Origin of the sequence: Streptosporangium sp. NPDC001681 (genome assembly GCF_040298085.1) — a bacterium.
Lineage (GTDB): Bacteria > Actinomycetota > Actinomycetes > Streptosporangiales > Streptosporangiaceae > Streptosporangium.
This window is the reverse complement of the sequence record NZ_JBEOZN010000014.1, coordinates 95,037-119,814: the sequence shown is the minus strand read 5'-3', so window position 1 is coordinate 119,814 and position 24,778 is coordinate 95,037. Positions and strand designations below refer to the sequence as shown.

Below are 24,778 nucleotides of genomic sequence, written 5' to 3'. Positions count from 1 at the left end.
AGCAACTCAACCGCCCCAGCCGACCAGTCCACATGCGGCGACGGCTCATCCACATGCAACGTCTTCGGCAACACCCCATGACGAATCGCCTGAACCACCTTGATGACCCCGGCCACCCCCGCCGCCGCCTGCGAATGCCCGATATTCGACTTCACCGACCCCAACCACAACGGCCGACCCGCAGACCGCCCCTGCCCATACGTCGCCAGCAACGCATGCGCCTCGATCGGATCACCCAGCCTGGTCCCCGTCCCATGCGCCTCGACCAGGTCCACCTCAGAGACCGACAACCCCGCACCCGCCAGCGCCTGCCGGATCACCCGCTGCTGCGACGGACCATTCGGAGCGGTGAGCTGGCTGCTGCGACCGTCCTGGTTGACCGCGCTGCCACGTAACACGGCCAGGATCCGGTGACCGTTGCGGCGGGCGTCCGAGAGGCGTTCGAGTGCCAGCAGCCCGACGCCTTCGGCCCAGGCGGTGCCGTCCGCCGCCCGGGCGAACGCCTTGATCCTGGCGTCGGGTGACAGCCCGCGCTGGCGGGAGAACTCGATGAACATCCCGGGTGCGGCGAGGACCGTGGCACCTCCGGCGAGCGCGAAGGAGCACTCGCCGAGCCGGAGCGCCTGAGCGGCGAGATGCAGGGCGACGAGTGAGGACGAGCACGCCGTGTCGACCGTGACCGCGGGCCCCTCGAACCCGAACGTGTAGGCGATCCGGCCCGACGCCACGCTGGTGGTGCTACCGGTGAGGAGGTAGCCGTCGGTGTTGTACGCCGGCCGGTGGTGAAGGCTGGGGCCGTACTCCTGGGCGATGGCGCCGACGAACACGCCGGTGTCGCTGCCACGCAGGGCGAGTGGGTCGACGGCGACGTCCTCCAGCACCTCCCAGGCGGTCTCCAGGAGCAGCCGCTGCTGCGGATCGGCCGCCAGCGCCTCGCGCGGCGAGATCCCGAAGAACTCCGCGTCGAACTCGGCGGCGTCGTACAGGAATCCGCCCTCGCGTACGTAGGACGTGCCGCTGCGGTCCGGGTCGGGGTGGTAGAGGCCGTCGAGATCCCAGCCGCGGTCGGTGGGGAAGGGCCCGATCACGTCCTGCTCCGCGGTCACCAGCCGCCACAGGTCCTCCGGCGAGGTGACCCCGCCAGGGAAGCGGCAGGCCATTCCCACGATCGCGACCGGCTCCCTGCCGGCGGACTCGACCTCGTGCAGGCGCCGCCGGGTCTGCTGGAGCTGCAGGGTCACCCGGTTGAGATAGGTACGGAGCTTCTCTTCATCAGCCATGGGAGGGGTGCCCTTCACGAGAGGCGAAGTTCGTTGTCGATGAGCTCGAAGATCTCGTCGTTCGTGGCCGCGTCGATGCGCCCGAGATCGTCTTCCGGAGTGGGTCTCGGCCCGCCCCACCTGGTCAGCAGGTCGTTCAGCCGGACCAGGACCCGCTCTCGCGTGCCGGAGTCGATGGCCCCGCCGGCGAGGGCCGCCTCGATTCGGTCCAGCTCGGATTCCGGGCCGGGCGTCTCGGGCGTCTCAGCCGGGACAAGCCGGGTCCGCAGGTACGCGGCGAGCGCGACCGGCGTGGGATGGTCGAAGACGAGGGTGGTGGGCAGTCTCAGCCCGGTGACCTTGTCGAGCTGGTTGCGGAGCTCGATGCTGCTGAGCGAGTCGAACTCGGCGTCGAGGAACCCCCGGTCGGGGGCGATGGCGTCGGGGTCCGGGTGGCCGAGCACGGCGGCCGCGGTGGACCGTACGAGTGCCAGGAGCCTGCGCAGTCGGTCGGTCTCCGGCCGGCCGGCCAGTTCCTCGGCGAGGGAGGCCGTCCCCGCCGCCGGTACGGCGATCCGCCGGGGCCGTTTCCGGGCCAGCCCTCGCAGCAGCGGGGAACCGGTCGCCTCGGGGGCCAGCCTGGCCGTCACCACGACCGGGTCCGGCATGGCCAGCGCGGCGTCGAGCAGGGCGAGCGCGTACCCGGTCGGCATGGCTGGCAGGCCCGCGCGGGCCAGCCGGGCCAGGTCCGCCCGGCTGAGGTCGCGGGTCATGCCGCTGCTCTCCGCCCAGTGCCCCCAGGCGAGTGACGTGGCCGGCAGGCCGTGCGCGCGACGGTGGTGGGCGAGGGCGTCGAGGAAGGCGTTCGCGGCGGCGTAACCGGCCTGGCCCGCGTTGCCCAGGATGCCCGCCGCGGAGGAGAACAACACGAAGGCGGACAGGTCGAGATCGCGGGTCAGCTCGTGCAGGTACCAGGCGGCGTCGGCCTTGGGCCGGAGCACCCCGCCTACCTGGTCGGCGGTGAGCGAGCCGAGGACCCCGTCGTCGAGTGTGCCGGCGGCGTGCACGACGGCTGTCAGCGGGTGTCCCGCCGGTACGGAGTCGATCAGCGCGGCCAGGCCGGTGCGATCGGCGACGTCGACCGCGGCGATCCGCACCTCTGCGCCCAGCGCGGTGAGTTCCGCGTGCAGTCGCGCGGCGCCCGGCGCGTCCGGGCCGCCGCGTCCGGCGAGCAGCAGGTGGCGGACCCCGTGCCTGGTGACCAGATGGCGCGCGGTGCGGGTGCCCAGCGTTCCGGTGCCGCCGGTGACGAGGACGGTGCCCGCCGGGTCGAGGCGAGCGGGCAGGGTCACGGCCAGCTTGCCGGTGTGCCGTGCCTGGCTGAGATGGCGCAGGGCGTGGTGGGCGTGCCGGGCGTCCCAGGCGGTGACCGGCAGGGGCGAGATGGCGCCGCTGTCGAACAGGTCGGCGAGCACGTCGAGGATCTCGGCGATCCGGCCGGGGTCCACCTCGAACAGGTCGAACGCCTCGTAGGTGACGCCCGGGTGGGCCGCCGCGACCTGGACGGGGTCGCGCTGGTCGGTCTTGCCCAGCTCGACGAACCGGCCGCCGTCCGCCAGCAGTCGCAGGGACGCGTCGGTGAACTCGTGGGCGAGGGAGTTGAGAACGACGTCGACGGCGGGGAACGCGGTCTCGAAGTCGAGGGTGCGGGTGGAGGCGATGTGGCCGTCGTCAAGTCCCTGTTCGCGCAGGGTGTCCCACTTGGCAGGCGCGGCGGTGCCGTACACGTCGACCTCCCAGTGCCGGGCGAGCTGGACGGCGGCCATGCCGACGCCGCCGGTGGCCGCGTGGACGAGCAGCCGCTCGCCGGGGCGGATGCCCGCCAGGTCGGCGAGACCGTGGTAGGCGGTGAGGAAGGCCACCGGCACGGTGGCGGCCTGCGCGAACGACCATCCGGCGGGGATCCGCGTCAGGTAGCGCCGGTCGGTGACCGCGAGGGGACCGACGGTCCCCTGGACCAGACCCATGACGCGGTCGCCGGGCACCAGACCGGTCACACCGGGCCCGGTCTCCACGACGACGCCCGCGCCCTCGGCGCCGATCCTGGCGTCGCCGGGATACATGCCGAGAGCGATGAGCACGTCGCGGAAGTTGAGTCCGGCAGCCCTGAGCGCGACCCTGACCTCTCCCGCTGCCAGCGGGCGCTCCGCCTCGGGAGCGGGCAGCGGCGCGAGGTCTGCCAGCGTGCCCGAGCCGGTGGCGTCCAGCCGCCAGGCCTCGTCGGGAAGGTCGAGGGCGTCGTCCGCCGCCGGCCGGGCGAGCCGGGGGACGAGGATCTCGCCGCGGCGCACCGCGAGCTGGCTCTCACCCGTGGCCAGTGCCGCCGCGATGGCCGCTCGTGACCCGGGGTGCGAGTCGAGGTCGAGCAGGACGACGCGGCCGGGGAACTCGGTCTGTGCCGTGCGGACCAGTCCCCAGAGCCCGGCGTGCGCGAGATCCTCGACGTCCTCCCCCGGATGGACGGCGACGGCGCGCCGGGTGACGACGACCACCCGGGTGGCCGCGAACCGCTCGTCCAGCAGCGCCTCGCGCAGCAGGTCCAGCGTGGTGACCGTGCCGGTGTGCAGCGCCTGCGGCAGCACCGGGTCCGGCGCCGCGCCGCCGCCGGTCGCGGAGATGAGCAGGAGATCAGGAACGGCCGCCCGTGACGCCTCCAGGTCGGCGGCCATCGGCACGTCGGGTATGTCGAGGCCGGCTCCGACCACCGTCCAGCGGGCCGGCATCGGCGTCCGGGCGGCGGGTGCGGGCACCCAGTCCAGCCGATAGGGCATCGCGTGGCTCGACGTACGGGGGGTACCGAGCCCCCCGGGGGCGACGGGCCGGAACGTGAGGGACTCGACGGAGACGACGGGCTCGCCGGTGGCGTCGGTGGCGGTGATCCCGACCGTGTCGGGGCCGGTCGGTGTGATCCGCACGCGCAGCACGGTCGCGCCCGACGCCTCCAGCGACACCCCGTTCCACGAGAACGGCAGGCGGATGCCCCGCTCGTCGGCTACGAGGGTGATCCCGACGACCGCGTGCAGGGCGGCGTCGAGCAGGGCCGGGTGCATGCCGTACCCGGCGGCCTCGGCGAGGTGCTCGTCCGGCAGCCGCACCTCTGCCAGGATGTCGTCGCCCAGCCGCCACGCTCCCACCAGCCCGCGGAAGGCGGGGCCGTACTCGTATCCCTGGTCGGCGAGCCGCTCGTACAGGCCCTCCAGATCGACGGGGATCGCTCCCCTCGGCGGCCAGGCGCCGGCCTCCTCCTGCCTGGGCGCGGGGGTGGCGGCGGTCAGGACACCGGTGGCGTGGCGGGTCCAGCTCTCCGACGGGCCGGTCCTGGAGTGGACGGCGAGCGGGCGGCGGCCGGAACCGTCGTCGGCGCCGGTGAACAGCTGCACCCAGACCTCGCCGCGCTCCGGGATCACCAGGGGTGCCTGCAGCGCCAGCTCGTCGAGGCGCAGACCCCCGTGCCGGTCCGCGGCGTGCAGGGCCAGCTCGACGAACGCCGTGCCGGGGAGCAGCATGCCGCCGGAGACCACGTGGTCGGCCAGCCAGGGCTGGGTGCGTGGCGAGAGGCGGCCGGTCAGCAGCGAGCCCTCGCCGCCCGCCAGGTCGGCCACCGCGTCCAGCAGCGGGTGCCCGGCCGTCTCCAGGCCCGCGGCGGCCGTGCCGGAGACGGCCGGGGAGGTGTCCAGCCAGAACCGGCGGCGCTGGAAGGCGTAGGTGGGCAGGTCGACCAGTTTCGCGTCGCGGCCGTTCAGAGCCGCCCGCCAGTCGACGTTCACGCCGTGGACGTGCAGGTGGGCCAAGGCCGTACCGAACGTCTGGGCTTGCGGGCGGTCGGGGCGGGACGCGGCGGCCAGGGTGCGTGGCGGAGTTCCCGCGAGGCAGTCGTGGGCCAGAGCGGTCAGGACCGCGTCGGGACCGAGTTCGAGGTAGTCGCTCACACCGAGGTCACGTAGGGTCGCGATGCCGTCGCGGAACCGGACGGCATGCCGGATGTGCCGGACCCAGTAGCCGGGGTCGCGTAGCTCGTCGGCCGCGGCCAGGCGGCCGGTGAGGTTGGAGATCACCGGAATGCGCGGCGCGGCGAGGTCCAGACTCGCCGCGATGCGCCGGAAGTCGTCGAGCACCGCGTCCATGTGCGGCGAGTGGAAGGCATGGCTGACCTGGAGCCGCCTGGCCCTGCGGCCCTCCCCGCGCCGGCGCGACACGATCTCCCCCACCACGGCCTCGTCTCCGGAGACGACCACGGAGTCGGGACCGTTGACCGCCGCGATGTCCACCTCGCCGCGGTGGTCCGCCAGGAGCGCCCGGATCTCCTGCTCCGTTCCCTGCAGTGCCGCCATCGCGCCGGTGGCCTCGACCGCCTGCATGAGCCTGCCCCTGCCGGCGACGAGGGTCGCGGCGTCGGACAGTGACAGGACACCCGCGACGTGGGCGGCGGCGAGCTCGCCGACGGAGTGGCCGATGAGGTAGTCGGGGCGCAGACCGAAGGACTCGGCCAGCCGGTGGAGGGCGACCTCGAAGGCGAAGAGCGCGGGCTGGGTGTACGCGGTCGTGTCCAGCAGCGCGGCGTCGGCGCTGTCCGGTTCGGCGAACATGACGTCGAGGATCGGGAGGTCGAGGTGGCCGTCCAGGTGCGCGGCGGCGGCGCCGAGGGCGTCGGCGAACACCGGGAAGGCCGCGGCGAGTTCTCGTCCCATGCCGGGACGCTGGCTGCCCTGGCCGGTGAACATGAAGGCGAGCCCGCCCGGTCTGGCGGCGGTGCCGCCCACGACAGCCGGGGTGACTCCACCGGCGGCGAGGGAGTCCAGCGCCTCCAGGAACTCCTCTCGGCCGGTGGCGAGCACGACGGCGCGGTGATCCAGGGCGGCGCGGGCCACCGACAGGGTGAACCCGACATCGGATACGCCGAGTGCGGGATCGGCCGCCACTCGCGCCCGCAACCGTGCGGCCTGCTCACGCAGCGCGTCCTCGGACTTCGCCGAGAGGATCCACGGGGTGAGGCCGGGCTCGTCGGTACGCTCGGACGTCCTGATCTCCTCTGGCGCCTGTTCCAGCACGAGGTGGGCGTTGGTGCCGCTGATACCGAAGGAGGAGACGGCGGCCCGGCGGGGGCGACCGGTCCGTGGCCACGCGGTGGCCTCGGTCAGCAGTGAGACGGCGCCCGCCGTCCAGTCGACGTGCGGGGACGGCCGGTCGATGTGCAGGGTCGGCGGCAGGGTCGCGTGCTGGAGGGCCTGGACCATCGCGATGACGCCGGTGACGCCCGCGGCTGCCTGGGTGTGGCCGATGTGCGACTTCGACGAGCCGAGCAGCAGCGGGCTGCCCTCGCGGTCGCGTCCGTAGGTCGCCAGCAGTGCCTGTGCCTCGATCGGATCACCCAGCGTGGTCCCCGTCCCGTGCGCCTCGACGGCGTCGACGTCGGCGGGCGACAGTCCCGCGCCGGCGAGGGCCTCGCGGATGACCCGCTCCTGCGAGGGGCCGTTGGGAGCGGTGAGCCCGTTGCTGGCGCCGTCCTGGTTGACCGCGCTGCCACGGACGACGGCGAGCACCCGGTGCCCGCGGCGCCGGGCGGCCGACAATGGTTCCAGCAGGACGAGTCCGGTCGCCTCCGACCACGCGGTGCCGTCCGCCGCGGCCGCGAACGGCTTGCACCTGCCGTCGGGTGCGAGCCCGCCCTGGCGGCTGAACTCGGTGAACATGCCCGGCGTGGACATCACCGTGACCCCACCGGCGACGGCCAGCTCGCACTCGCCGGCGCGGAGCGCCTGGATCGCCAGGTGCATGGCCACCAGGGAGGACGAGCAGGCGGTGTCGACGGTGATCGCCGGGCCTTCCAGCCCCAGCGTGTAGGCGAGCCTGCCGGAGGCGACACTGCTCAGGGTGCCGGTGAGGGCATGCCCCTCGTAGCCCTGCGACGTCTCGTGCAGGCGTGGGCCGTATTCCTGCGGGATCACGCCGACGAACACTCCGGTACGGCTGCCGCCCTGACTGGAGGGGTCGATCCCGGCCCGCTCGTAGAGCTCCCACGACGTTTCGAGCAGCAGTCGCTGCTGGGGGTCCATCGCCGCGGCCTCGCGCGGGCTCAGTCCGAAGAAGGCGGCGTCGAACCGGTCGGCGTCGTGCAGGAAGCCGCCTTCCCGGGTGACGGAGGTGCCCGGCCCGTCCGCGGCCAGGAGCCGCTCCACGTCCCAGCCCCGGTTGTCGGGAAAACCGCCGATCGCGTCCCTGCCGGACAGCAGCAGCCGCCACAGCTCCTCGGGCGTCCCGGCTCCGCCGGGCCAGCGGCCGCTCATCGCCACGATCGCGATCGGCTCGCCTTCCACCGGCCTGGCCGACGCGGGGACTTCCCGGCCCGGGACGGCACCGGCGACCTCGTCGCGCAGATAGGCGGCGACGGCCTGGGGCGTTGGGCGGTCGTAGACGAGCGTGGCGGGCAGGCGCAGCCCGGTCGCCGCGGCCAGCCGGTCACGGAACTCGACTCCCGCCGCCGAGTCGAAGCCGAGGTCCCTGAACGTGAGATCCTCGCCGACCGCGTCCCCCGCCGGGTGGCCGAGCACGATCGCCGCGCTTGTCCGGACCAGGTCCAGGACCGCGCGGTCCCGCTCCTGATCACCGAGCCCCTCGATCCGGGCGGCAAGTGCCGAGGCCGGGGCGTCCCCTGCCGCCGGGGCCTCCTCGGCGTCCTTGAGGATCTCAGGGCGCGTGGCGGGCGCGGACGAGGTGTCGATCCACAGACGCCGGCGCTGGAAGGCGTAGGTGGGCAGGTCGACCGGCACCGCCCCGGCGCCGATGACATCCGGCCAGCGTACGGTTCCGCCGTCCACGTGGAGCTGGGCGAGAGCGGTGAGGAACTGCCGCAGGCCGCCCTGGCCGCGCCGGAGCGTACCGATCGCCAGGACGTCGTCGGCACTCGCCCGGACGCCCTCGGTGAGGATCGGGTGCGGGCTGCTCTCCACGAACGCGCGGTGCCCGTCGGCGACGGCGGCCTTGACCGCCTGTTCCAGCTCCACGCTCTGGCGCAGGTTGCGGTACCAGTAGTCGGCGCTGAGAGCGGCGCTGTCGAGCCGGCCACCGGTGACGGTGGAGTAGAAGGCGACGGCCGAGCTTTGGGGCCGGATTCCGGACAGCGCGTCGAGGAGGCGCCCGCGCACCGGCTCGACCTGGGGCGAGTGGGAGGCGTAGTCGACGGGGATCTCGCGGACCCGGACGCCCTCGTCGCGGTATCCGGCGAGGAGTTCGGCGAGCGCCTCGGCGTCACCGGAGACCACGGTGGAGGCGGGACCGTTGACCGCCGCGACGCCGAGCCGGTCGCTCCAGTGAGCCAGCCGTTCGCGTACCTCGCCCGCACCGAGCGCGACGGAGGCCATCGCACCGGTGCCCGCGATGGTGGCGATGGCCTGGCTTCGCAGGGCGACGACCGCGGCGGCGTCGTCGAGCGAGAGGGCACCGGCGAGGTGAGCGGCGGCGATCTCCCCCTGGGAGTGGCCGATGACGGCGTCGGGGCGGACGCCGGCCGACTCCCACAGCCGCGCGAGCGAGACCATGACCGCGAAAAGAGCGGGCTGTACGACGTCCACCCGCTCCAGCGGGGGCGCGCCGGGGCGGCCGGTGAGCAGATCGGTCAGCGACCAGTCGAGGTGCGGTGCGAGCGCGTCCGCGCACGCCCGAAGGTGCCGGGCGAACACCGGCGAGGTGCGCGACAGGTCCGCGGCCATGCCCTCCCACTGGGATCCCTGCCCGGGGAAGACGAACACCGTGCCGCCGGCCGTCCGGCTCACGCCCCGTACGAGGCAGGCCGCCTGGTCTCCCCCGGCGAGTGCCCGCAGGCCGTCGAGGGCCTCGGCGCGCTCTCCGACGAGCACCGCCCGGTGCTTGAACACCGTCCGGGTCGTGGCGAGTGACAGCGCGACGCCGGCCGGATCGAAGGAGTCACGTGCGGTGAGGGAGGCGTGCAGCCGGGCCGCCTGGCCGCGCAGCGCCGCCTCGCTCGCCCCTGACAGCGTCCACGCGATCACCTCGGTCTCGGGAGCCGGATCGATACCTGCCTTGGCGGGCGGTGGTTCGGCGAGCACGATGTGGCAGTTGGTGCCGCCCATGCCGAACGAGCTGACCCCGGCGACGAGCGGCCGCTCCTGCCGTGGCCAGGGGCCGGTGCCCGACTGCACGCGCAGGTTGAGCCGGTCGAAGGGGATGTCGGGGTTCGGCGTCTCGAAGTTGAGACTGGCCGGGATCCGCCGGTGCCCGATGCTCAGCGCCACCTTCAGCAGGCCGACGATTCCCGACGCGCCCTCCAGATGCCCGACGTTCGTCTTGACCGATCCGACCACGAGCGCGTCCTGGGAAGCACGTCCCGCGCCCAGCGCGGCGCCGAGCGCCGCGGCCTCGATCGGGTCTCCGACCCTGGTCCCGGTGCCGTGGAGTTCGACGTACTGGACCGCATCGGGTGCCACTCCGGCGCGCTCGGTGGCCAGCCGGATCACCTCGGCCTGCGCGTCCGGGTTCGGCACGGTGAGGCCACCGGTGAGGTCGGTGGCCTGGCCGTCGTTGTTGACGGCGCTGCCGCGGATCACACAGTGGATCCGGTCTCCGTCGGCGACGGCCCGGGCCAGCGGCTTGAGGACGACGACGCCTCCTCCCTCGCCGCGCACGTAGCCGTTCGCGCGGGCGTCGAAGGTGAAGCAGCGCCCGTCGGGTGACAGGCCGCCGAACTTCTCGGCGGCGATGGTGGCGTCCACGACGATGTTCAGGTTCACACCCGCCGCGATCGCGAGGGTGGACTCACCCGCGCGCAGGCTCGTCGCGGCGAGGTGGACCGCGACCAGGGACGACGACTGCGCGGAGTCGACGGTCAGGCTGGGGCCGCGGAGCCCCAGCGCGTAGGAGACCCGGTTGGCGATGAGGCCGCGGTTGAGGCCGGTCATCGTGTGGCGGGTGATGGCGTCCGTCCCCCGCCGGTGCTGCAGGGCGGCGTAGTCGGAGGCGATGGCGCCGACGAAGACACCGGTGGAGGTGGTCGCGAGGTCGGCGGGCAGGATCCGGGCGTCCTCGAGTGCCTCCCAGGCCAGTTCCAGGACGAGGCGCTGCTGCGGATCCATCGCGGCCGCCTCACGCGGGGAGATCGCGAAGAACTCGGGGTCGAACCGGTCGACGTCGTCGAGGAACCCGCCGAAGCGGGGAGTCGGGCCGGCCTCACCCCAGCGGCCGGCGGGCGCCTCCGTGATCGCGGAGCGTCCCTGGAGCAGCAGGTCCCAGAACGCGCCGGGATCGGGCGCGTGCGGCAGCCGGCACGCCATTCCGACGATGGCGATCGCGTCGGTCGGCTCGATTCCCCATTCGTTTGACGTCGAATGGTCGAGACTCATCTTCGCTCCATATCGTGAACCGGCAAGAAAGGCTGTTCCAAGCCTCGCTATTCGGCCGACAATGGAGTACCCCTAGCGACCCCTAAAACAGGGGCCGCTAATCGAGAAGAGCCGGGAGATCAACCCTGCGGGAAACACCGAGTTTACGATAGATATGGGTCAGATGCTGCTCGACCGTGCTGACCGTGACATAGAGCTTCCCGGAGATCTGCCGGTTGGTGTATCCCTGGGACGCCAGGGTGGCGACCCTGCGCTCGGCGTCGCTCAGTCCCACGTCGCCAGGGTCCGCGGGGACGGCACCGCCCGGAGTGCCCGGTGTGCTCGGCGTGCCCGGAGTGCCCGGTCGCGGCGGGCTCTGCGAGAGCGCGTCGATCAGCGGCTCCGCACCGCAGGACCTCGCGATGTGGCGGGCCCTGCGTTCGACGGTCCTGGCCCGGTGGGACCGCCCGAGACGGGAGTGGGCGCGGCCGAGCTCCGCGAGTGCCAGGGCCAGCTCGAGCTGGTCGTGGGAGATCTGCAGGACCTCCACCGCCTCCTCCAGAACGGTCGGGCGCGCCTCGAGGGCGACCGTCGCCGCCCGCAGGCGTGTCGCGATGCCCCTGGTACGGGTCGGGGCCGGCCCCAGCAGGTCGAGCTGGTCGTCGATGAGCGTCCTGGCCTCGCCGGTCCGGCCCAGCTCCAGGTGCGCCCGGGCGGCGCCGAGCCGCCAGGCGACGATCCCCGGCAGGTCGCGCCCCCACTGCCGCATGAGGTCTCCGCAGGTCAGAAAGTCGGTGAGGGCGGCCTGCGCGGCGCCGGTCGCCAGGTGACAACCACCCCGGGCGGACAGGTAGTGCAGCCCGGCCGGAGTCTGGAACATGGCTTCGGGGACCGGGACCGCCAGATAGCGTGCGGCGTCCTCGTACTTGCCCATCCCGACCTTGGCGGCCACCATGCTGGCCAGCGGGAGGCCGAGCCCCACCCCCCACGCGGCCATCGGCATGTGGGTGAGCGCCGCGTGGGCGCACCGCTCCGCCTCTTGGAGCCGGCCCTGGCGGATCGCGGTCTCGGCCCGGACCGCTGCGAACATCCCCTGCCAGGTCGGGGCGCAGTGGGTCGTGGTCTGTTCGAGCAGCGGCTCACACCACCGGCCGGCCAGGTCCGCCCGGTCGGCGTAGACCAGGGTGGCGAGCGCGGCGGTGAGCGGCTCCAGCGCCGCGTCTCCCATCGGGCACAACCGCAGGACCTGCTCGGCACGGGTGACGGCCTGCTGGTCGGCGTGTCCGTCCAGGAAGGCCGACAGCACCCGCATGCCCTCCAGCCCGGTGGTCACCTCGATCTCGCCGCGAGGCGCGCGGACCTGGAGGCCCGGATACCAGCAGAAGACCCAGTCGCTCAGCGCACGGAACGGTCCAAGCGCCGGCGAGCCAGGCCCCTTCGGCTTCCGCAGCGCCAGGAGCGCCTCGTCCACCTGCCCCTGCCACAGCAGTCGTCTCACCGACCGCGGGGCTGTCGCCTTTCTCGCGGACCACTGGTCGAGAAGGTCCGCGACCCGTGCCGACGTCTTCTCGTCGAAACACGCGTCATCGAAGAGTTTCCGGAGAAATTCCAGCGAGAAGTCCGGCGACATGGAGCGCGGCTGCGACGGTTCATGGACCGCCGAGCTCCGCACGTCTTTTCGAAGGGGCACCCTTTCCGGCTGATCGACTTCAGCCGGATATTCCATTAATTCCACGCGACACTCCGCCGGGAGAAAAAGCAGTGGTCATCGATGCGCTTTCCGTGTCCCGCACCGGCCGCAAGGAATCGACGCCCTTCCTTCGGCCCTGCCGTCGCCGTCGTCCGCGAGCCGAGATCCGTGACCGCGCCGTCACAGAGCGGCTTCCGCATCACACATTTCCTATATTTCCTACTAAGTAACCATACAATTGCCCCAAGTGGGGCGTCAAGCCAGCCCGAAGCCGCCGGGAGCGCCGCCGAAACGGACCTGGAAACCGCACTTGACCTGAGATTTCCGCCTAGTGGGACGGATGCTCGACCGCTCATCGGTCCGGTCGCCGTCCTGGACTTCGACCACCGCTACGTCTCCTACCCGTGGTCCCGGTCGCCTGCCTTGCCGCCGCGCTCGCCCCGCACGCGTTTCCGCGGCCCGGCCCTCCAAGCACTCTCCGACCGTTCGCCTGAACGTGATCTGAAGGGGGCGGCCACAAACCTTCCAGTGTTAGGACTGGTCGTGTGCACGAGACACCGACCGGCCGACTGTCGCGACTGCGGCCGGTGACCGTGCCGATGCCACCATCGCAGTCCGGTTCAAGGCCGCTCGGTGGGGATGTCGGCCGGCGTCAAACCAGGAAGACCCGCCCCCTTGCCGGGAGCGGGTCTTTCACCGAGGTGGCCGGTCAGCGCAGGACGGGGTGCTCCCGCACCAGCGGGGTGGCGCCCCACCACCTGCCGAGACCGAGGGTGTCACCGGCCTGAGCCATCGCCAGGCCGGCCAGCACGACGGCGTAGACGAGGTGCTCGTCCATGAAGGGGTTGGTGGTCAGCGGCAGTTCGGCCGCCCACATCAGGACCATCAGCAGCCCGCCGGTGGCGGCCGCGATCCGCAGACCCGCCCCCACGATGAGGGCCGCGCCGATGCCGAGCAGGCCGAGCATGAACAGCCAGTCCACCCAGCCCTGCCCGGCCAGGCCGGCGAACAGGCCGCCGAGCGCGTTCTCCCCGGTGCCCTTGAGGAACCCGGTGGTGGGGCTGCCCCCGGCGATCCACGCCCGCTCGGCGGGGGTGGCGAACCCCCAGCCGAAGGTCTTGTCCAGGAACGCCCACAGGAACACCCAGCCCAGGGCGATGCGGGCGATCGCCCACACGTAGTCGACCGGGCGCCTCGCGGCGGCGGGGGTGACGGTGACGGGGGTGACGGGGGTGGGGGTGACGGGGGCGGCGTTCATGACCGGCCCGGTGTGAACTCGTCCGCGAGTGGTGGCCATGACGGCTCCCCTTCTCTGTGGTGTCTCCCGGTTTCTGTCGCACCCTCATCACATCGTTTTCCAGAGCCCGGAGGCAGTGCCGTACGGCTCGCGCCGAGGTCCCGGAGGTCCCGTTCCCATGGGACTTTCGACCCTCCGGACCCCGGAGGCGCCAGACGGGGGAAGGACGGCGTCGAGGCCAAACGCCCGACCACACCGCGCCCTGGCAGCCGTCATCGCCGCAGGTGAGGCGAGCGCCCTCCCTCCGAGAGTGAACCCCGGCGGGGACACACCCGCCCTCGCGGCACGCTGACGAGCGGCTTCGCCCGTCATCAGCCGGTGAGCAGCACCGCGATCGCGCCGGTCGTCGCCGGATGCCGGGTGAGCAGCTCACCCGCTGCCGCGCCCACCGTGCCCTCCGTGCCCGCGATGCCCTCGGTGGTCGTCGGCCACTCCCCCACGCAGCCGAGCAGTGCCGCCACGGCGTCACACGCCTGCGGGTGCCCGGCCAGCAGGCCGGCCACCGGCCCGCTCGGCGCGGACGCCGGCCGGGCCGGCGCCACGGGCCGGGCCGGCCTCTCCCATGGCGCGACCCACTCGTCGAGCTCGGCCAGGGAGGCGGGGAAGGTCCTGCCCGCCTCGCGCACGAGCACCGGGACCAGCTCCAGCGCGTGCCGGCGCAACGTCGTGATCAGCGTCGGCAGCCACGGCAGCAGGACCTCGTCGGGCAGTCGGGCGAAGGCCTTGGACAGCACCTCGACCACGAACGGCGCGAGGGCGGGAACGGGTTCGAGCGCCTGGACGAACCCGCTCAGATAGAGCGGGAAGGAGGGGATGACGAGCGGGTTGGCCAGCAGCTCGTCACACCGGGCGCGCAGCTGGGCCTGCGAAAGCAGACCCAGGTGGGTCTGGGCCGCCCACAGCAGCGCCATCTTGGCCGGCTCCTGCGGATGCGCCTGCCGCACCGCCAGCTCCAGCTGGGTCCGGTCACAGCCCAGCGACAGCGCGAGCCCCTCCATGGAGAACAGGAAACCGAGCATGGCACCGACCTGGCGGACTCCGGTGTCCTCGTCCACGAAGGCGGTCGGCAGCAGCGTGCAGTAGTGCGCGTAACCGGCCGTGACGAACGCCTCGCACCAGGCAGGCAGGTCCGGCTGGGTGGCCCGATAGTGCGCCAGCAGCCGGCGGATCCGGCGCAGCACCTCGGGGGCATCGTCCACGGTGCGCTCGGCCGCCAGCAGTTCCACCGCGCGGCTGCCGAGCTCGTCGGCGAAGCGGCGGCCGCCCAGGTAGAGGATGGCGTCCTCCACCGCCGCCAGAGCGACCCCCGCACCGGCCTGGGGCTCCCACACCTTGCGGCGCAGGCGCTGTTCCAGCACCTGCTCGACGGTGACGCCCTCGTAGCCCAGTTCGATGATCGACCGCTGGTGGCGGCCGATCGCCAGGTCCCAGCTCTCCTGGATCGGCCGCTCTCCCAGGCGGCGCGCCCCCATGATGGGCCGGACCGCGCCCTCGGGCAGCAGCTGGCGCAGTATCCACAGCAGGTCCGAGCACGGCACCAGTTCGGGATCGGCCCGCAGGTCCAGCAGCGCCCGCTGCTGGGTGCGCCTGCCCGGGTCCAGCCCGAGCGGTTCCAGCCGGTCGTACACGTCGCGCGCCAGCGGCGGGAGCGCGTCGTAGCCGACCTCGCCGATCCGGTCGCCTCCCAGGAGGATCTCGCACAGGCGGCGGATGTCACGACGGCCCGGCACCACGTCCTTCTCGATGCACGTGACAGCCGCGTCCTGGAAGTCGTACGGCGTCGGCCTGGCCCGGTTGCGCAGCCCCGCGAGCAGGATCGAGGTCTCGAACACCGCGATGGCGTCGGCGGTGCTGGCCAGATAGCCGTTACGGCGGGCCAGCCGCACGATGTCGACACACCAGCCGCGCAGCTCGGCCTCGTCCAGGCCGTCCAGCACGGGCGGCGTGGCCAGGAACCCCGACAACCGGTCGGTGACCTGCCCTGCGGGGGCCGGCACCGCGGCCCGTGCGGGGGACACGGTCCGCGAGCGGGTGCCCCGCTGCCCCCGCAGCCGGTACGGTGTGAGGCCGCCGCGCGTCGCCGCCTTGGCCCAGGTCGCCGCAGCGATCGACACCGACCCCTGGGCCAGGCCGAACTGGGCCTCGATCGCCGAGTGGCTGGAGGGGATCAACCCGTACAGCCAGCGCGTGGCCGTAGGAGGGGTGATGGTGTACGCCGGCGCGTCGGCCGCCAGGCCGAACTCGGGCACCGTGCTGACGGCGTGGAAGGCACCGCACACGTACAGGCAGGTCGCCGGGTCGGCGCCGGAGACGGCCAGGTGCTCGCGGATCCGGGTCCACATGTGGCGCTCGCGTTCCTCGTCACCGGCCAGCCGCTCGCCACCGGGCCCCAGCCGCCGGAACAGGCTGCCGATCAGCGCCATGGCCTGCCGGTAGGTGTCGTAGTCCGCGCCGGCCAGCGGCTGCTCGACGTACTGGTCCCACCACTCCGACCAGTGGCGGACCTTGCCGTGGCGCAGCAGGTGCTCCTCCAGCTCGGCGAAACGCGGCCTCAGGTCGCCCACCTCGACACCCACGGCGTCGCCGTGCAGGTCGCCGTCGCGCTCGGCGGTGACCGGCCCGGCCTCCTCCCGGGGCAGCCACTGGAAGACATGGTCGGCCGAGCGGTCGACCAGCACCAGCTCGACGCCCGGGGTGTCCAGCGCATAGGCGATGGCCTGGTACTCCGCCGAGGCCTCGGTCAGCGGCGCCACAACGCTCAGCGGGCCGGAGCCGGGCGGAAAGCCCTCCAGCTCGGTGGCGAACGCCTGCAGCGCCACCGGCAGCCGGCAGTTGCGCAGCTCCTCCAGCAGCGGCCGCAGGTCCTCACACAACTCCAGGTAGATGACCTTGGGCTGCCTGTCGCGCAGCCGCCGCGTCATGGCCAGCGCGGAGGCCGGTGAGTGGTGACACACCGGGAATATCTCCAGCTCCTCGCGCAGCGCCCGGTCGACGTCGTCGACCAGGCCCGCCAGGATCTCAGGCAGCGCGTCCGGGCCGCCGGCAAAGGCGGTGGCGGCATCCAGAAGCTGCTCGCGCAGGGCGGCGAAGGTGCTCATCACATCTCCTCGGGCGTGGAGACCCCGAGCTCTGGCTCTGGGCGGGAAACTCGGCGTGATGCCACGGGTCGTGGGAAGGAGGTCACGACAGCGTGGAGATCGCCTGGCGACCGCCTTCGAGGAAGTCCGTCCACTCCCCGCCCTCCTTCTTGCTGCGCGGCTCGACGACCCCGTGCCAGTACTTGTTCAGGATGGCCAGGTCCTCGGGAGCGCGCCTGGCCAGCGAGCCCACCAGGGCGCCGCCCAGCGTCTGGGCGCGCAGGGTGCGGTCACCGAAGAAGTTGCTGTGCAGGATGGCGTCCTCCAGCACGCCGATCTGCTCGGCGGTCGACAGCGCCGACTCCAGCTTCTCGTCCTCGCTGGTGGCCGAGGCCGCCGCGGCGCGCAGGTCGGCGAAGCTCCGCAGCAGGATGTCCAGCAGCGTGGGCGGCAGGTCCAGCTCGATGCGGTGGCGGCGCAGCAGCTCGGTGGTGCGGAAGCGGACGATCTCCGCCTCGCTGGCCTTGCTCGTCACGACCGGGATCCTGACGAAGTTGAACCGCCGCTTCAGAGCCGAGGACAGGTCGTTCACTCCCCGGTCACGGCTGTTGGCCGTGGCGATGACGGAGAACCCGGGCTTGGCGAACACGATGTTGTCGGTGTCGAGCTCGGGGATGGAGATGTACTTCTCCGACAGGATCGAGATCAGGGCGTCCTGCACGTCACTGGTCGAGCGGGTCAGCTCCTCGAAACGGCCGATCACCCCCCGCTCCATCGCCGTCATGATCGGCGAGGGGATCATCGACTCGCGGGACTGCCCCTTGGCGATCACCATGGAGACGTTCCAGGAGTACTTGATGTGGTCCTCGGTGGTGCCCGCCGTGCCCTGGACGCCCAGGGTGGAGTTGCGGCAGATGGCGGCGGCGAGCAACTCGGCCAGCCAGCTCTTGCCGGTGCCGGGGTCGCCGATGAGCAGCAGCCCGCGGTCGGAGGCCAGCGTCACGATGCTGCGCTCGACGAGACTCCGCTCGCCGAACCACTTCTGCGAGATCTCCCGCTCCAGCCCGTCGGAGCGCTCGGAACCGAGCACGAACAGTCGCACCATGCGGGGGCTGAGCCGCCAGGAGAAGGGCTTGGGGCCGTCGTCGACCGACTCCAGCCAGTCCAGCTCCTCGGCGTACTTCACCTCGGCGGGCGCGCGCAACATCTCATTGGTCATCGGTAGGGGCTCCTAGGTGAGAAAGTTCTTCAGCTCGAACACGAGTTTGCGGATGTGGCCGGAGATCACCGGCGTGCCCAGGTCCTTGAGCCGCTGGCGGAACCATGGATTGACGCTCTGCTGGCCGCCGCTGCTCACCGAACCCACCGGGATGAGCCGGACGCCGGAGCGGTGCAGCGCCTCCAGTCCGGTGAAGACGGCCTCGCACTGCCATTCGTAGAAATCCGAGATCCACACGACCACGGTGTTGCGCGGGTCGGAGACCTTCGGCTGGGCCAGGGTCAGGGCGGCCGTGCCGTCGGTGCCGCCACCCAGCTGGGTCCGGAGCAGCACCTCGAACGGATCGTTCACCCACGGGGTGAGGTCGAGCGCGCGGGTGTCGTAGGCGATCAGATGCACGTCCACCTTGGGCAGCCCCGCGAAGATCGACGCCAGGATGGTGCAGTTGACCATCGCGTCGACCATCGAGCCCGACTGGTCGACGACCACGATCATCCGGGCCGGCGTGGTGCGCCTGGCGGTGCGCCGGTAGTAGAGCTGGTCGACGTAGAGCCGCTGGTCCTCGGGGTTCCAGTTGACGAGGTTCTTCCAGATCGTGCGCTCGACGTCGAGGTTGCGAAAGACCCGCTTGGGCGGCACCGAGCGGTCGACGGCGCCCACGCTGGTCTTCTCGACCTGCGTGCGCAGCACCTCGGCGACCTCGTCGACGAACCTGCGGATCAGTGCCTTGGCGTTGGCCAGCGCCACCCCCGACAGGTTGGCCTTGTCACGCAGCAGCTGCTCGATGAGCGACATGCTCGGTGTGAGCTGCCTGGCCAGCACCGGGTCGGCCAGAACCTCACGCAACCGCATGCGGCCGACCAGGTCGGCCTCCAGACCGGCCAGCACCGAGGCCAGCTCGCGGTCACTCACGCCGCCGCCCGCACCACCACCCGCACCGCCCGCCTGACGGCCGTCCGCACAGCCCAGGGCCTGCTTGAACCAGCCGGCGTCCTGCTGCCAGGCCGCGAGCCGGGTCGCGGTGACCTCGCCCGCCCCGGTGGCGAAGACGTTGAGCAGCAGCTTCGACACCAGAGCCGCCCTGCGCACCTCCTGGCCGGCCTCCCGCTCCCCCGGTTGCTCCCCCGGTCGCTCCCCCAGGGCGAGCAGGTCCTGGAACTCCGCGGCCAGCTCGGGAAAACGCTGCACCAGGGTGTCCACGGACACCGAGGGGTCGAGCAACGCCGCGGGCAGTCCGAGATCGTCGACGATGGCCACGCCCGCGCTCTCCAGCGCGGGCTGCTCGTCGCTGTCGAAGAGGCGGGCGAGCAGCCGCCAGTAGAGCACCTGACGCCGGTTCTGCTCGGCGCTCGCCGTGATGTTCTCGCTGTGCCGGCTCATCGTCTCAGCAACCGTCCGGCTCGTTCGCGCAGCACCGCGACCGCGTCCCCCGCCCTGGCCTCGGCCTTGACCACCTTGGGGTCGGTGGGCCCCAGGGCCCAGTCGCCGCTGTGCGCCTCGACCGTCTCGCGCTTGACCTTGGCTCGCACCGCGAGCGGCTGCAGCAGCCAGCGGCCGCCGTCCCAGCGCATCAGCCCGATGCACTCCGAGGATCCGGCCACCAGCTTCGGCGTGAGCGGGCCGCAGGCGGGCAGTCCATCGGTGTCGACGGCGAGCACGGCGCCGCCCAGGTCGAACGAGCCGTCACGGGTGACCTGGTAATCCGCCACCAGCACCGGCTCGGCGATGAGCACCGGGTGGCGGTCCAGGGGCGGTGCGGCCGGCGCGAGCGCTCCGGCGAGGGAGACCCTGGCCACCGCGAAGGCGTCGACCGGCTCACCGGCCCGCGCCCGATCGTCATCCCACACCAGGTCACCACTGGCCAGCACGGGCACATCGGTGATCTCCAGGCTGCGCCGTTCGGCAAGCGCGCCCAGCAGCCGGGGATGGCGGTGCGGCAGCTTCCAGACGGCGGGGCCGACGATGGTGTCCACCTTGGCGGCGGCCACGCTGGTGCGTACCAGCCGGGCCCGGCCGCCGCCGGCGGGCTCCAGCACGCCGTGCACCTGCATCTGTACGGCGGTGGCGTGCTCGTGCACGTCGACACCGAGGATCAGCAGCCGCCCCGACAGGCGCTCGGCCGCGACGCGCTCGCCGCTCTGGCCGCCCGCCCTGGCCAGCAGCAGGGCCCGGGTCCACAGATCGGCCCAGCGCCGTACGGGCAGACGCTCCATCGTGCCGATCGGGCAGCAGGCGCGCAGCTCGGCCGCCAGGCCGTCGAGCAGCACCGCCGGCCTGCGCTGCTCCGGCACGGCCAGCAGCGCCTCGATGGTCTGGTCCGAGGCCGAGACGAGGTCGTGGTCGACGCCGCGCCAGCCGGTGATGGCCAGCTCGCACAGCCAGGACCGGGCGGCGGCGAGCAGGTTGCCCGCGCCGTCCGCCTCAGGCTCCGGCGCTGCCTGCCACGGGGCGCGTTCGCGCCCCAGGGCCGCGTCCAGTTCGGCCAGCAGAGCGTCGTGCACGGCGCCCAGCAGCGCGGTCCGGCCGCCTGCCAGCATCGTCAGATGCTCCTCGGCGATCGAGCCGGAGACGACCTTGGCAGCGGCCTCCGCCGCCCCCTCGCCGATCGGGGTGAGCGCGAAGGCGCCGGCCAGAGCGGTCAGCGCCGCGGCGTGCTGCTCGGAGAGCCGGGCCAGCCCGTGCACCAGAGCCTCGTCGAAGTCGGTCACCAGCTCCAGTGCCTCCCCGAGGCCCGCCGGCTCGCCACCCCGCAGCCGGGTCAGCTGTGTGGCGAGCATCAGCGCACCACCCCCGTGGCCGGGAACCAGTGAAGCTCGGGGATCGGCGTGGTGGTGTCGGGCAGCTCCAGGTAGGCCAGGTGGCGCAGGAAACGGCTGAACACGGTGGCCGCGGGAGCGGGGCCAAGGCCGCCGCGAAGGCAGTCGATCAGGTCGGCCCCCTCGGAGACCTCGGCCCGCAGGTAACGGGCCACCCGGTCGAGGCCGTACTGCAGCACGGCCTCGGCGGTCAGCGCCCGCAGATGCTTGCACGGGTAGGAACCGGACAGGCCACCGCACGGACGGTTGTTGTTGGTACTGCAGCTGTAGGTGTGGGTGGCCGCGGTGACGGAGGAGACGTAGACGCGGCCGATGTCCGAGCCGCTCGACACGACGCCCTGCAGCCGGCCGTCCGCCAGCTCGACGAAGGGAACCTTCGCCAGCTTGCGGGGCCGGACCGGTGGCACCACCGGCACCCTGCCGCACTGCTCCCACACGGCCGTGCCGGCCGGTAAACAGTCGATCATGAACCGGGAACCTATCTCACCGCTCCGACAGAACTCCCGCGAAGGAACCACAATCACGGCAGGCCATCCGACGCCCTGGCGGACCGGCGCGAATGCTGATCGGATTCCGGCCCACCGCGGGACCTGCCGACTGGATGGCGGCCATCGGATAGGTCCGGACGAAAACCACGTTCAACCGCGACCCCGCACGCTGACGCCTTCGACGCGCAGCGCCGCCCGGGTCGTCGGGCGGCACTGCGCCGTATCAGCCAGGCGGCTGAAACCATGCGGGAAGTTCGTGGCTAGGAGCGTGGGTCAGTAACGTGGCTCGGTCACGGCTGGTGCTGGGGTGGAGGGTCTCTGCTGGGGCTCGGGCTGGTTAGGCTGCTGCTCATGAATACGGCCATGACCAGCGGCGGGACCGGTGAGCCTGTCATCCTTGACCCGACGGAGCTGACGTCCGATTCGGACCTTTGGGCCCGGTTTGCGGAGTCGGCCCATCAGATCCTGGCGGACCTGGTCCGTGGAGGTGCCGCACTTGGCTGGGTTGAACCTCCCTCGCCCGGTGAGGTGGCGGAGCTCCTCGACCACGTCGTCTCCGCGGTGCACGCCGGTGATGCAGCCATGCGTGTCGCATACGTCGACCGTCGGCTGGTCGGGCTGGGGTACTGGCTGCGCTACGCGCGACCGACCCATCGTCCGCACGCCGATCTGGAGAAGATCGCGGTGGATGCCGCCGCCCATGGGCGCGGCATCGGTCGGGCACTCACCACCGGCTTGATCGCTGACGCCAGGCGGGCGGGAATCGAGATCCTTACCCTGGACGCCCGTGGCGACAACAGCAATGCCCTGCACCTCTACCGGTCCCTGGGCTTCAGCGAATACGGCCGTCTGCCCGACTTCGTCGCCGTCGGCGCCCGCCGCTTCGACAAGGTCTTCTACATGCTGAACCTCCGCCCGGAGCGGCGACCCCAGGCATGACAGCATGGAGGCGATCCGCTCGCGTTTCGTGATCATTCGTGCGGGATGATGGCGGTATGCGTGGTGGGGACGGGTTATTCGAGGTCGAGCCAGTCGAGAAGAAGCAGCCGACAAGGCCCGCTACCACACCGAGAAGATCGAACGCCGCCGCCGGCACGATCACCTCACCGGATCAGCGGCATCTCTGATCGGGTGCATGGCGCCAAAGCGCGCCGAAACGGTTCATCTGCTCCGCAGTTGATGGAGAGTGTGGCCGGTGGCCTGCTTGAACAGATATTCGGCCCGTTCGTAGGAGAGCCTGCGGCGGCCGGTCTCGGGGCACAGGTCGCCGGGGGCGGGCCGACGGCCGGGGCCGGGCCTGCGCTCGGACAGGAACAGCGGGCCGCGACGACGGCCCGCGATGAGCTGGGGGATGAGCTCGGCGGTGCCCGACCGCCAGTGAATCCAGCGGGACCCCGGCGCCCTGCCTCGCATCCCCGCCAGGTCGAGGTCCTCGACGTTGAGCGCGAGCACCGAGCCGATCCCGGCCGCGCTCTCGTGGAGCATCAGCCACAGGGCGCGCTCGCGCGGGGCGAGGTCCTGCCGCTCCCACAGCGCCTCGACGCGTGGCGGCTCCATGGGGCGGGTGCGCGACCGGGGCTCGGGCCGGCGACCGATCCCGGCGGCCAGGTCTTCGCTCAGCCGGCCCCGGTCCGCGGCCCAGGCGGAGAAGGATCGGACGGCACCCCGGTGCCTGTTCCACGTCGCGGCGGCGGCGCTCTCCCAGGCGGTGGCGAAGACCTCGGCGACCTGTCCGGCGGTCACGTCCCGCAACGGGATGTCGTCGCCGAGATCGCGACGGAGCCGGCTCATGGTCTGGCGGTAGGAACGGAGGCTCGCGGCGTCCAGGTCCTCACGGGCGAGGAAGGCGTCCGCGGCCTCGGCCAGGGTGACCGCGCTCCCCGGCGTGGCGGCGTCCGCGCAGGCCGCGGCGCGTTCCAGCAGTATCGTGCGTTCGGGCACGTTGAGAGTGAGCGCCGCGGCCCGTTCGAACTCCCGCCGGGCCTCCTCGTGGCGACCTAGCCTGGCCAGCAGGTCGCCGCGCACGCTGGGCACCCGGTGGTAGCCCTTGAGCGCCGGCTCGGCCACCAGGGTGTCGACGAGTGCCAGCCCCGCCTCGGGACCGTACGCCATGGCCAGCGCGACCGCCCGGTTGAGCTGCACGACCGGGGTGGGCAGCACCCGGACGAGCGTTTCGTAGAGGGCGGCGATCTGTGCCCAGTCGGTCTCCTCCGCCGTACGGGCCCGCGCGTGACAGACCGCGATGGCGGCCTGCAGCACGTACGGGCCGAGAGGTCCGCCGGATTGCCTGGCACGCAGCAGTGCCGCGAAGCCGCGGCGGATGAGGAGCTGGTCCCAGCGTCCGCGGTTCTGCTCGTGCAGCGCGACGGGCTCGCCCGACGGCCCCGTCCTGGCGGCCAGCCGGGACGCCTGGAGCTCCATCAGTGCGACCAGTCCGTGTACCTCGGCCTCGCCGGGCGCGAGCCCGGCCAGCAGACGGCCCAGGCGCAGCGCCTCCTGGCAGAGGTCCTGGCGCGTCCAGCCGTCGCCGGCGCTCGCCGCGTACCCCTCGTTGAACACCAGGTAGATGACCTCGAGGACCGATGACAGGCGCGCGGCCCGGTCCGGCCCCGTGGGGACCTCGAAGGGAACCCCGAGTTCGGCGAGGGTGCGTTTGGCCCGGACGACGCGCTGCGCGACGGTCGGCTCGGAGACGAGAAAGGCCCTCGCGATCTCGTCGGTGCGCAGGCCGCCGAGCAACCGCAGCGTCAACGCCACCCGGGACTCGGCGGACAGCGCCGGGTGGCAGGAGACGAACATCAGGCGCAGGACGTCATCGCCCACCTCGTCGTCGAGTGCCGCGTCGGTCTCGGCCTCGGTGCCGTCCGGCCGGGTGGCGAGCTCGTGGGCGAGCTGCTCGTGCCCGCGCTCGAGCCGCTCGCCGCGCCGCAGGTGGTCGATGGCGCGACGTTTGGCGACGGCCATGAGCCAGGCACCCGGATTATCCGGAACGCCTGAGTCAGGCCACCGTTCGAGGGCGGCGAGGAGCGCGTCCTGCGCGAGCTCCTCGGCCAGTCCCACGTCGCCCAGCATCCGGACGAGCCCGGCGATGATCCTCGCCGACTCCATCTTCCAGACCTCGTCGACCGCACGATGGGCGTCCCGGGGCATCACGGGCTCGATCACAGCACCCGCCGGGCCGGGTACGCAAGCGCCCGATCAGTCCTGTGGGCCGAAGACCTGCTGGATGGTGCCCTCCCCCTCGCCGATGATCTTCCAGAAGCGCCGGGAGAGCTCGATGGCCTCCTGCTGCGAGCGCGCCTCGATGAGCGCGAAGCTGACGATGGCCTCCTTCGTCTCGGTGAACGGCCCGTCGGTGACGGTCATCTCGCCACCGGAGGCCGAGACGCGGAGGCCGACCGGGTCCAGGCCACCGGTCGCCAGCAGCACCCCCGCCCGGGTCATCTCCTCGACGAACGCGGCCATCTCCACGTGGACCGCCTCGCTCGGGGGTGCCGCGTCGCCGCCCTTGGTGGTCATCAGGAATCGCATCGTCATATC

The 24,778-nt window shown here is 72.4% G+C and carries 11 protein-coding genes and 2 pseudogenes; 1 reads left to right on the top strand and 12 read right to left on the bottom strand.

Annotated elements, in window-relative coordinates; translation table 11 throughout:
• The 9 genes from ABT130_RS09660 to ABT130_RS09620 form a co-directional block, all read right to left on the bottom strand.
• On the bottom strand, positions 1 to 1,280 hold a 1,280-nt coding region (locus ABT130_RS09660; RefSeq protein ID WP_350954314.1), incomplete at its 3' end, for a beta-ketoacyl synthase N-terminal-like domain-containing protein.
• Between the two features lie 14 nt (positions 1,281 to 1,294).
• Positions 1,295 to 10,672, bottom strand: coding sequence for a type I polyketide synthase (locus tag ABT130_RS09655; RefSeq protein ID WP_350954313.1), 9,378 nt, complete (start codon positions 10,670 to 10,672; stop codon positions 1,295 to 1,297).
• 97 nt (positions 10,673 to 10,769) lie between these two features.
• Positions 10,770 to 12,149 (bottom strand): helix-turn-helix transcriptional regulator, encoded by a 1,380-nt coding sequence (locus ABT130_RS09650; RefSeq protein WP_350954310.1) that lies wholly within the window; start codon positions 12,147 to 12,149, stop codon positions 10,770 to 10,772.
• 901 nt (positions 12,150 to 13,050) lie between these two features.
• A complete protein-coding gene (locus ABT130_RS09645; RefSeq protein ID WP_451935516.1) occupies positions 13,051 to 13,599 on the bottom strand; it encodes a hypothetical protein in 549 nt (182 codons plus the stop codon).
• A 350-nt stretch (positions 13,600 to 13,949) separates the two neighbouring features.
• On the bottom strand, positions 13,950 to 16,736 hold the full coding sequence (locus ABT130_RS09640) for a DUF5682 family protein (RefSeq protein WP_350954307.1): 2,787 nt from the start codon (positions 16,734 to 16,736) through the stop codon (positions 13,950 to 13,952).
• A gap of 82 nt (positions 16,737 to 16,818) precedes the next feature.
• Positions 16,819 to 17,934 (bottom strand): ATP-binding protein, encoded by a 1,116-nt coding sequence (locus ABT130_RS09635; protein ID WP_350926043.1) that lies wholly within the window; start codon positions 17,932 to 17,934, stop codon positions 16,819 to 16,821.
• A gap of 12 nt (positions 17,935 to 17,946) precedes the next feature.
• Positions 17,947 to 19,314: a vWA domain-containing protein gene (locus ABT130_RS09630; protein ID WP_350954305.1), complete on the bottom strand. Its 1,368-nt coding sequence runs from the start codon at positions 19,312 to 19,314 to the stop codon at positions 17,947 to 17,949.
• A complete protein-coding gene (locus ABT130_RS09625) occupies positions 19,311 to 20,711 on the bottom strand; it encodes a hypothetical protein (RefSeq protein WP_350954303.1) in 1,401 nt (466 codons plus the stop codon). The genes ABT130_RS09630 and ABT130_RS09625 overlap by 4 nt, the downstream gene beginning before the upstream one ends.
• Positions 20,711 to 21,217: a hypothetical protein gene (locus tag ABT130_RS09620; RefSeq protein ID WP_350954301.1), complete on the bottom strand. Its 507-nt coding sequence runs from the start codon at positions 21,215 to 21,217 to the stop codon at positions 20,711 to 20,713. Before ABT130_RS09620 ends, ABT130_RS09625 begins: the two co-directional genes overlap by 1 nt.
• 384 nt (positions 21,218 to 21,601) lie before the next feature.
• On the opposite strand from ABT130_RS09620, the gene ABT130_RS09615 reads away from it, so the two are divergent.
• The gene (locus ABT130_RS09615; RefSeq protein ID WP_350954299.1) at positions 21,602 to 22,177 is read left to right on the top strand and encodes a GNAT family N-acetyltransferase; all 576 of its coding nucleotides are present in this window, start codon (positions 21,602 to 21,604) and stop codon (positions 22,175 to 22,177) included.
• Between the two features lie 222 nt (positions 22,178 to 22,399).
• On the opposite strand, the pseudogene ABT130_RS47755 reads toward ABT130_RS09615, so the two are convergent.
• From ABT130_RS47755 to ABT130_RS09605, 3 genes and pseudogenes are all read right to left on the bottom strand, one after another.
• Positions 22,400 to 23,047, bottom strand: a pseudogene (locus tag ABT130_RS47755) (site-specific integrase); the annotation flags it as partial.
• Positions 23,048 to 23,131: 84 nt separating this feature from the next.
• Positions 23,132 to 24,388 (bottom strand): annotated as a pseudogene (locus ABT130_RS47750) (RNA polymerase sigma factor); the annotation flags it as partial.
• Between the two features lie 48 nt (positions 24,389 to 24,436).
• A complete protein-coding gene (locus ABT130_RS09605; protein ID WP_350926031.1) occupies positions 24,437 to 24,769 on the bottom strand; it encodes a YciI family protein in 333 nt (110 codons plus the stop codon).
• Positions 24,770 to 24,778: the final 9 nt, after the last annotated feature.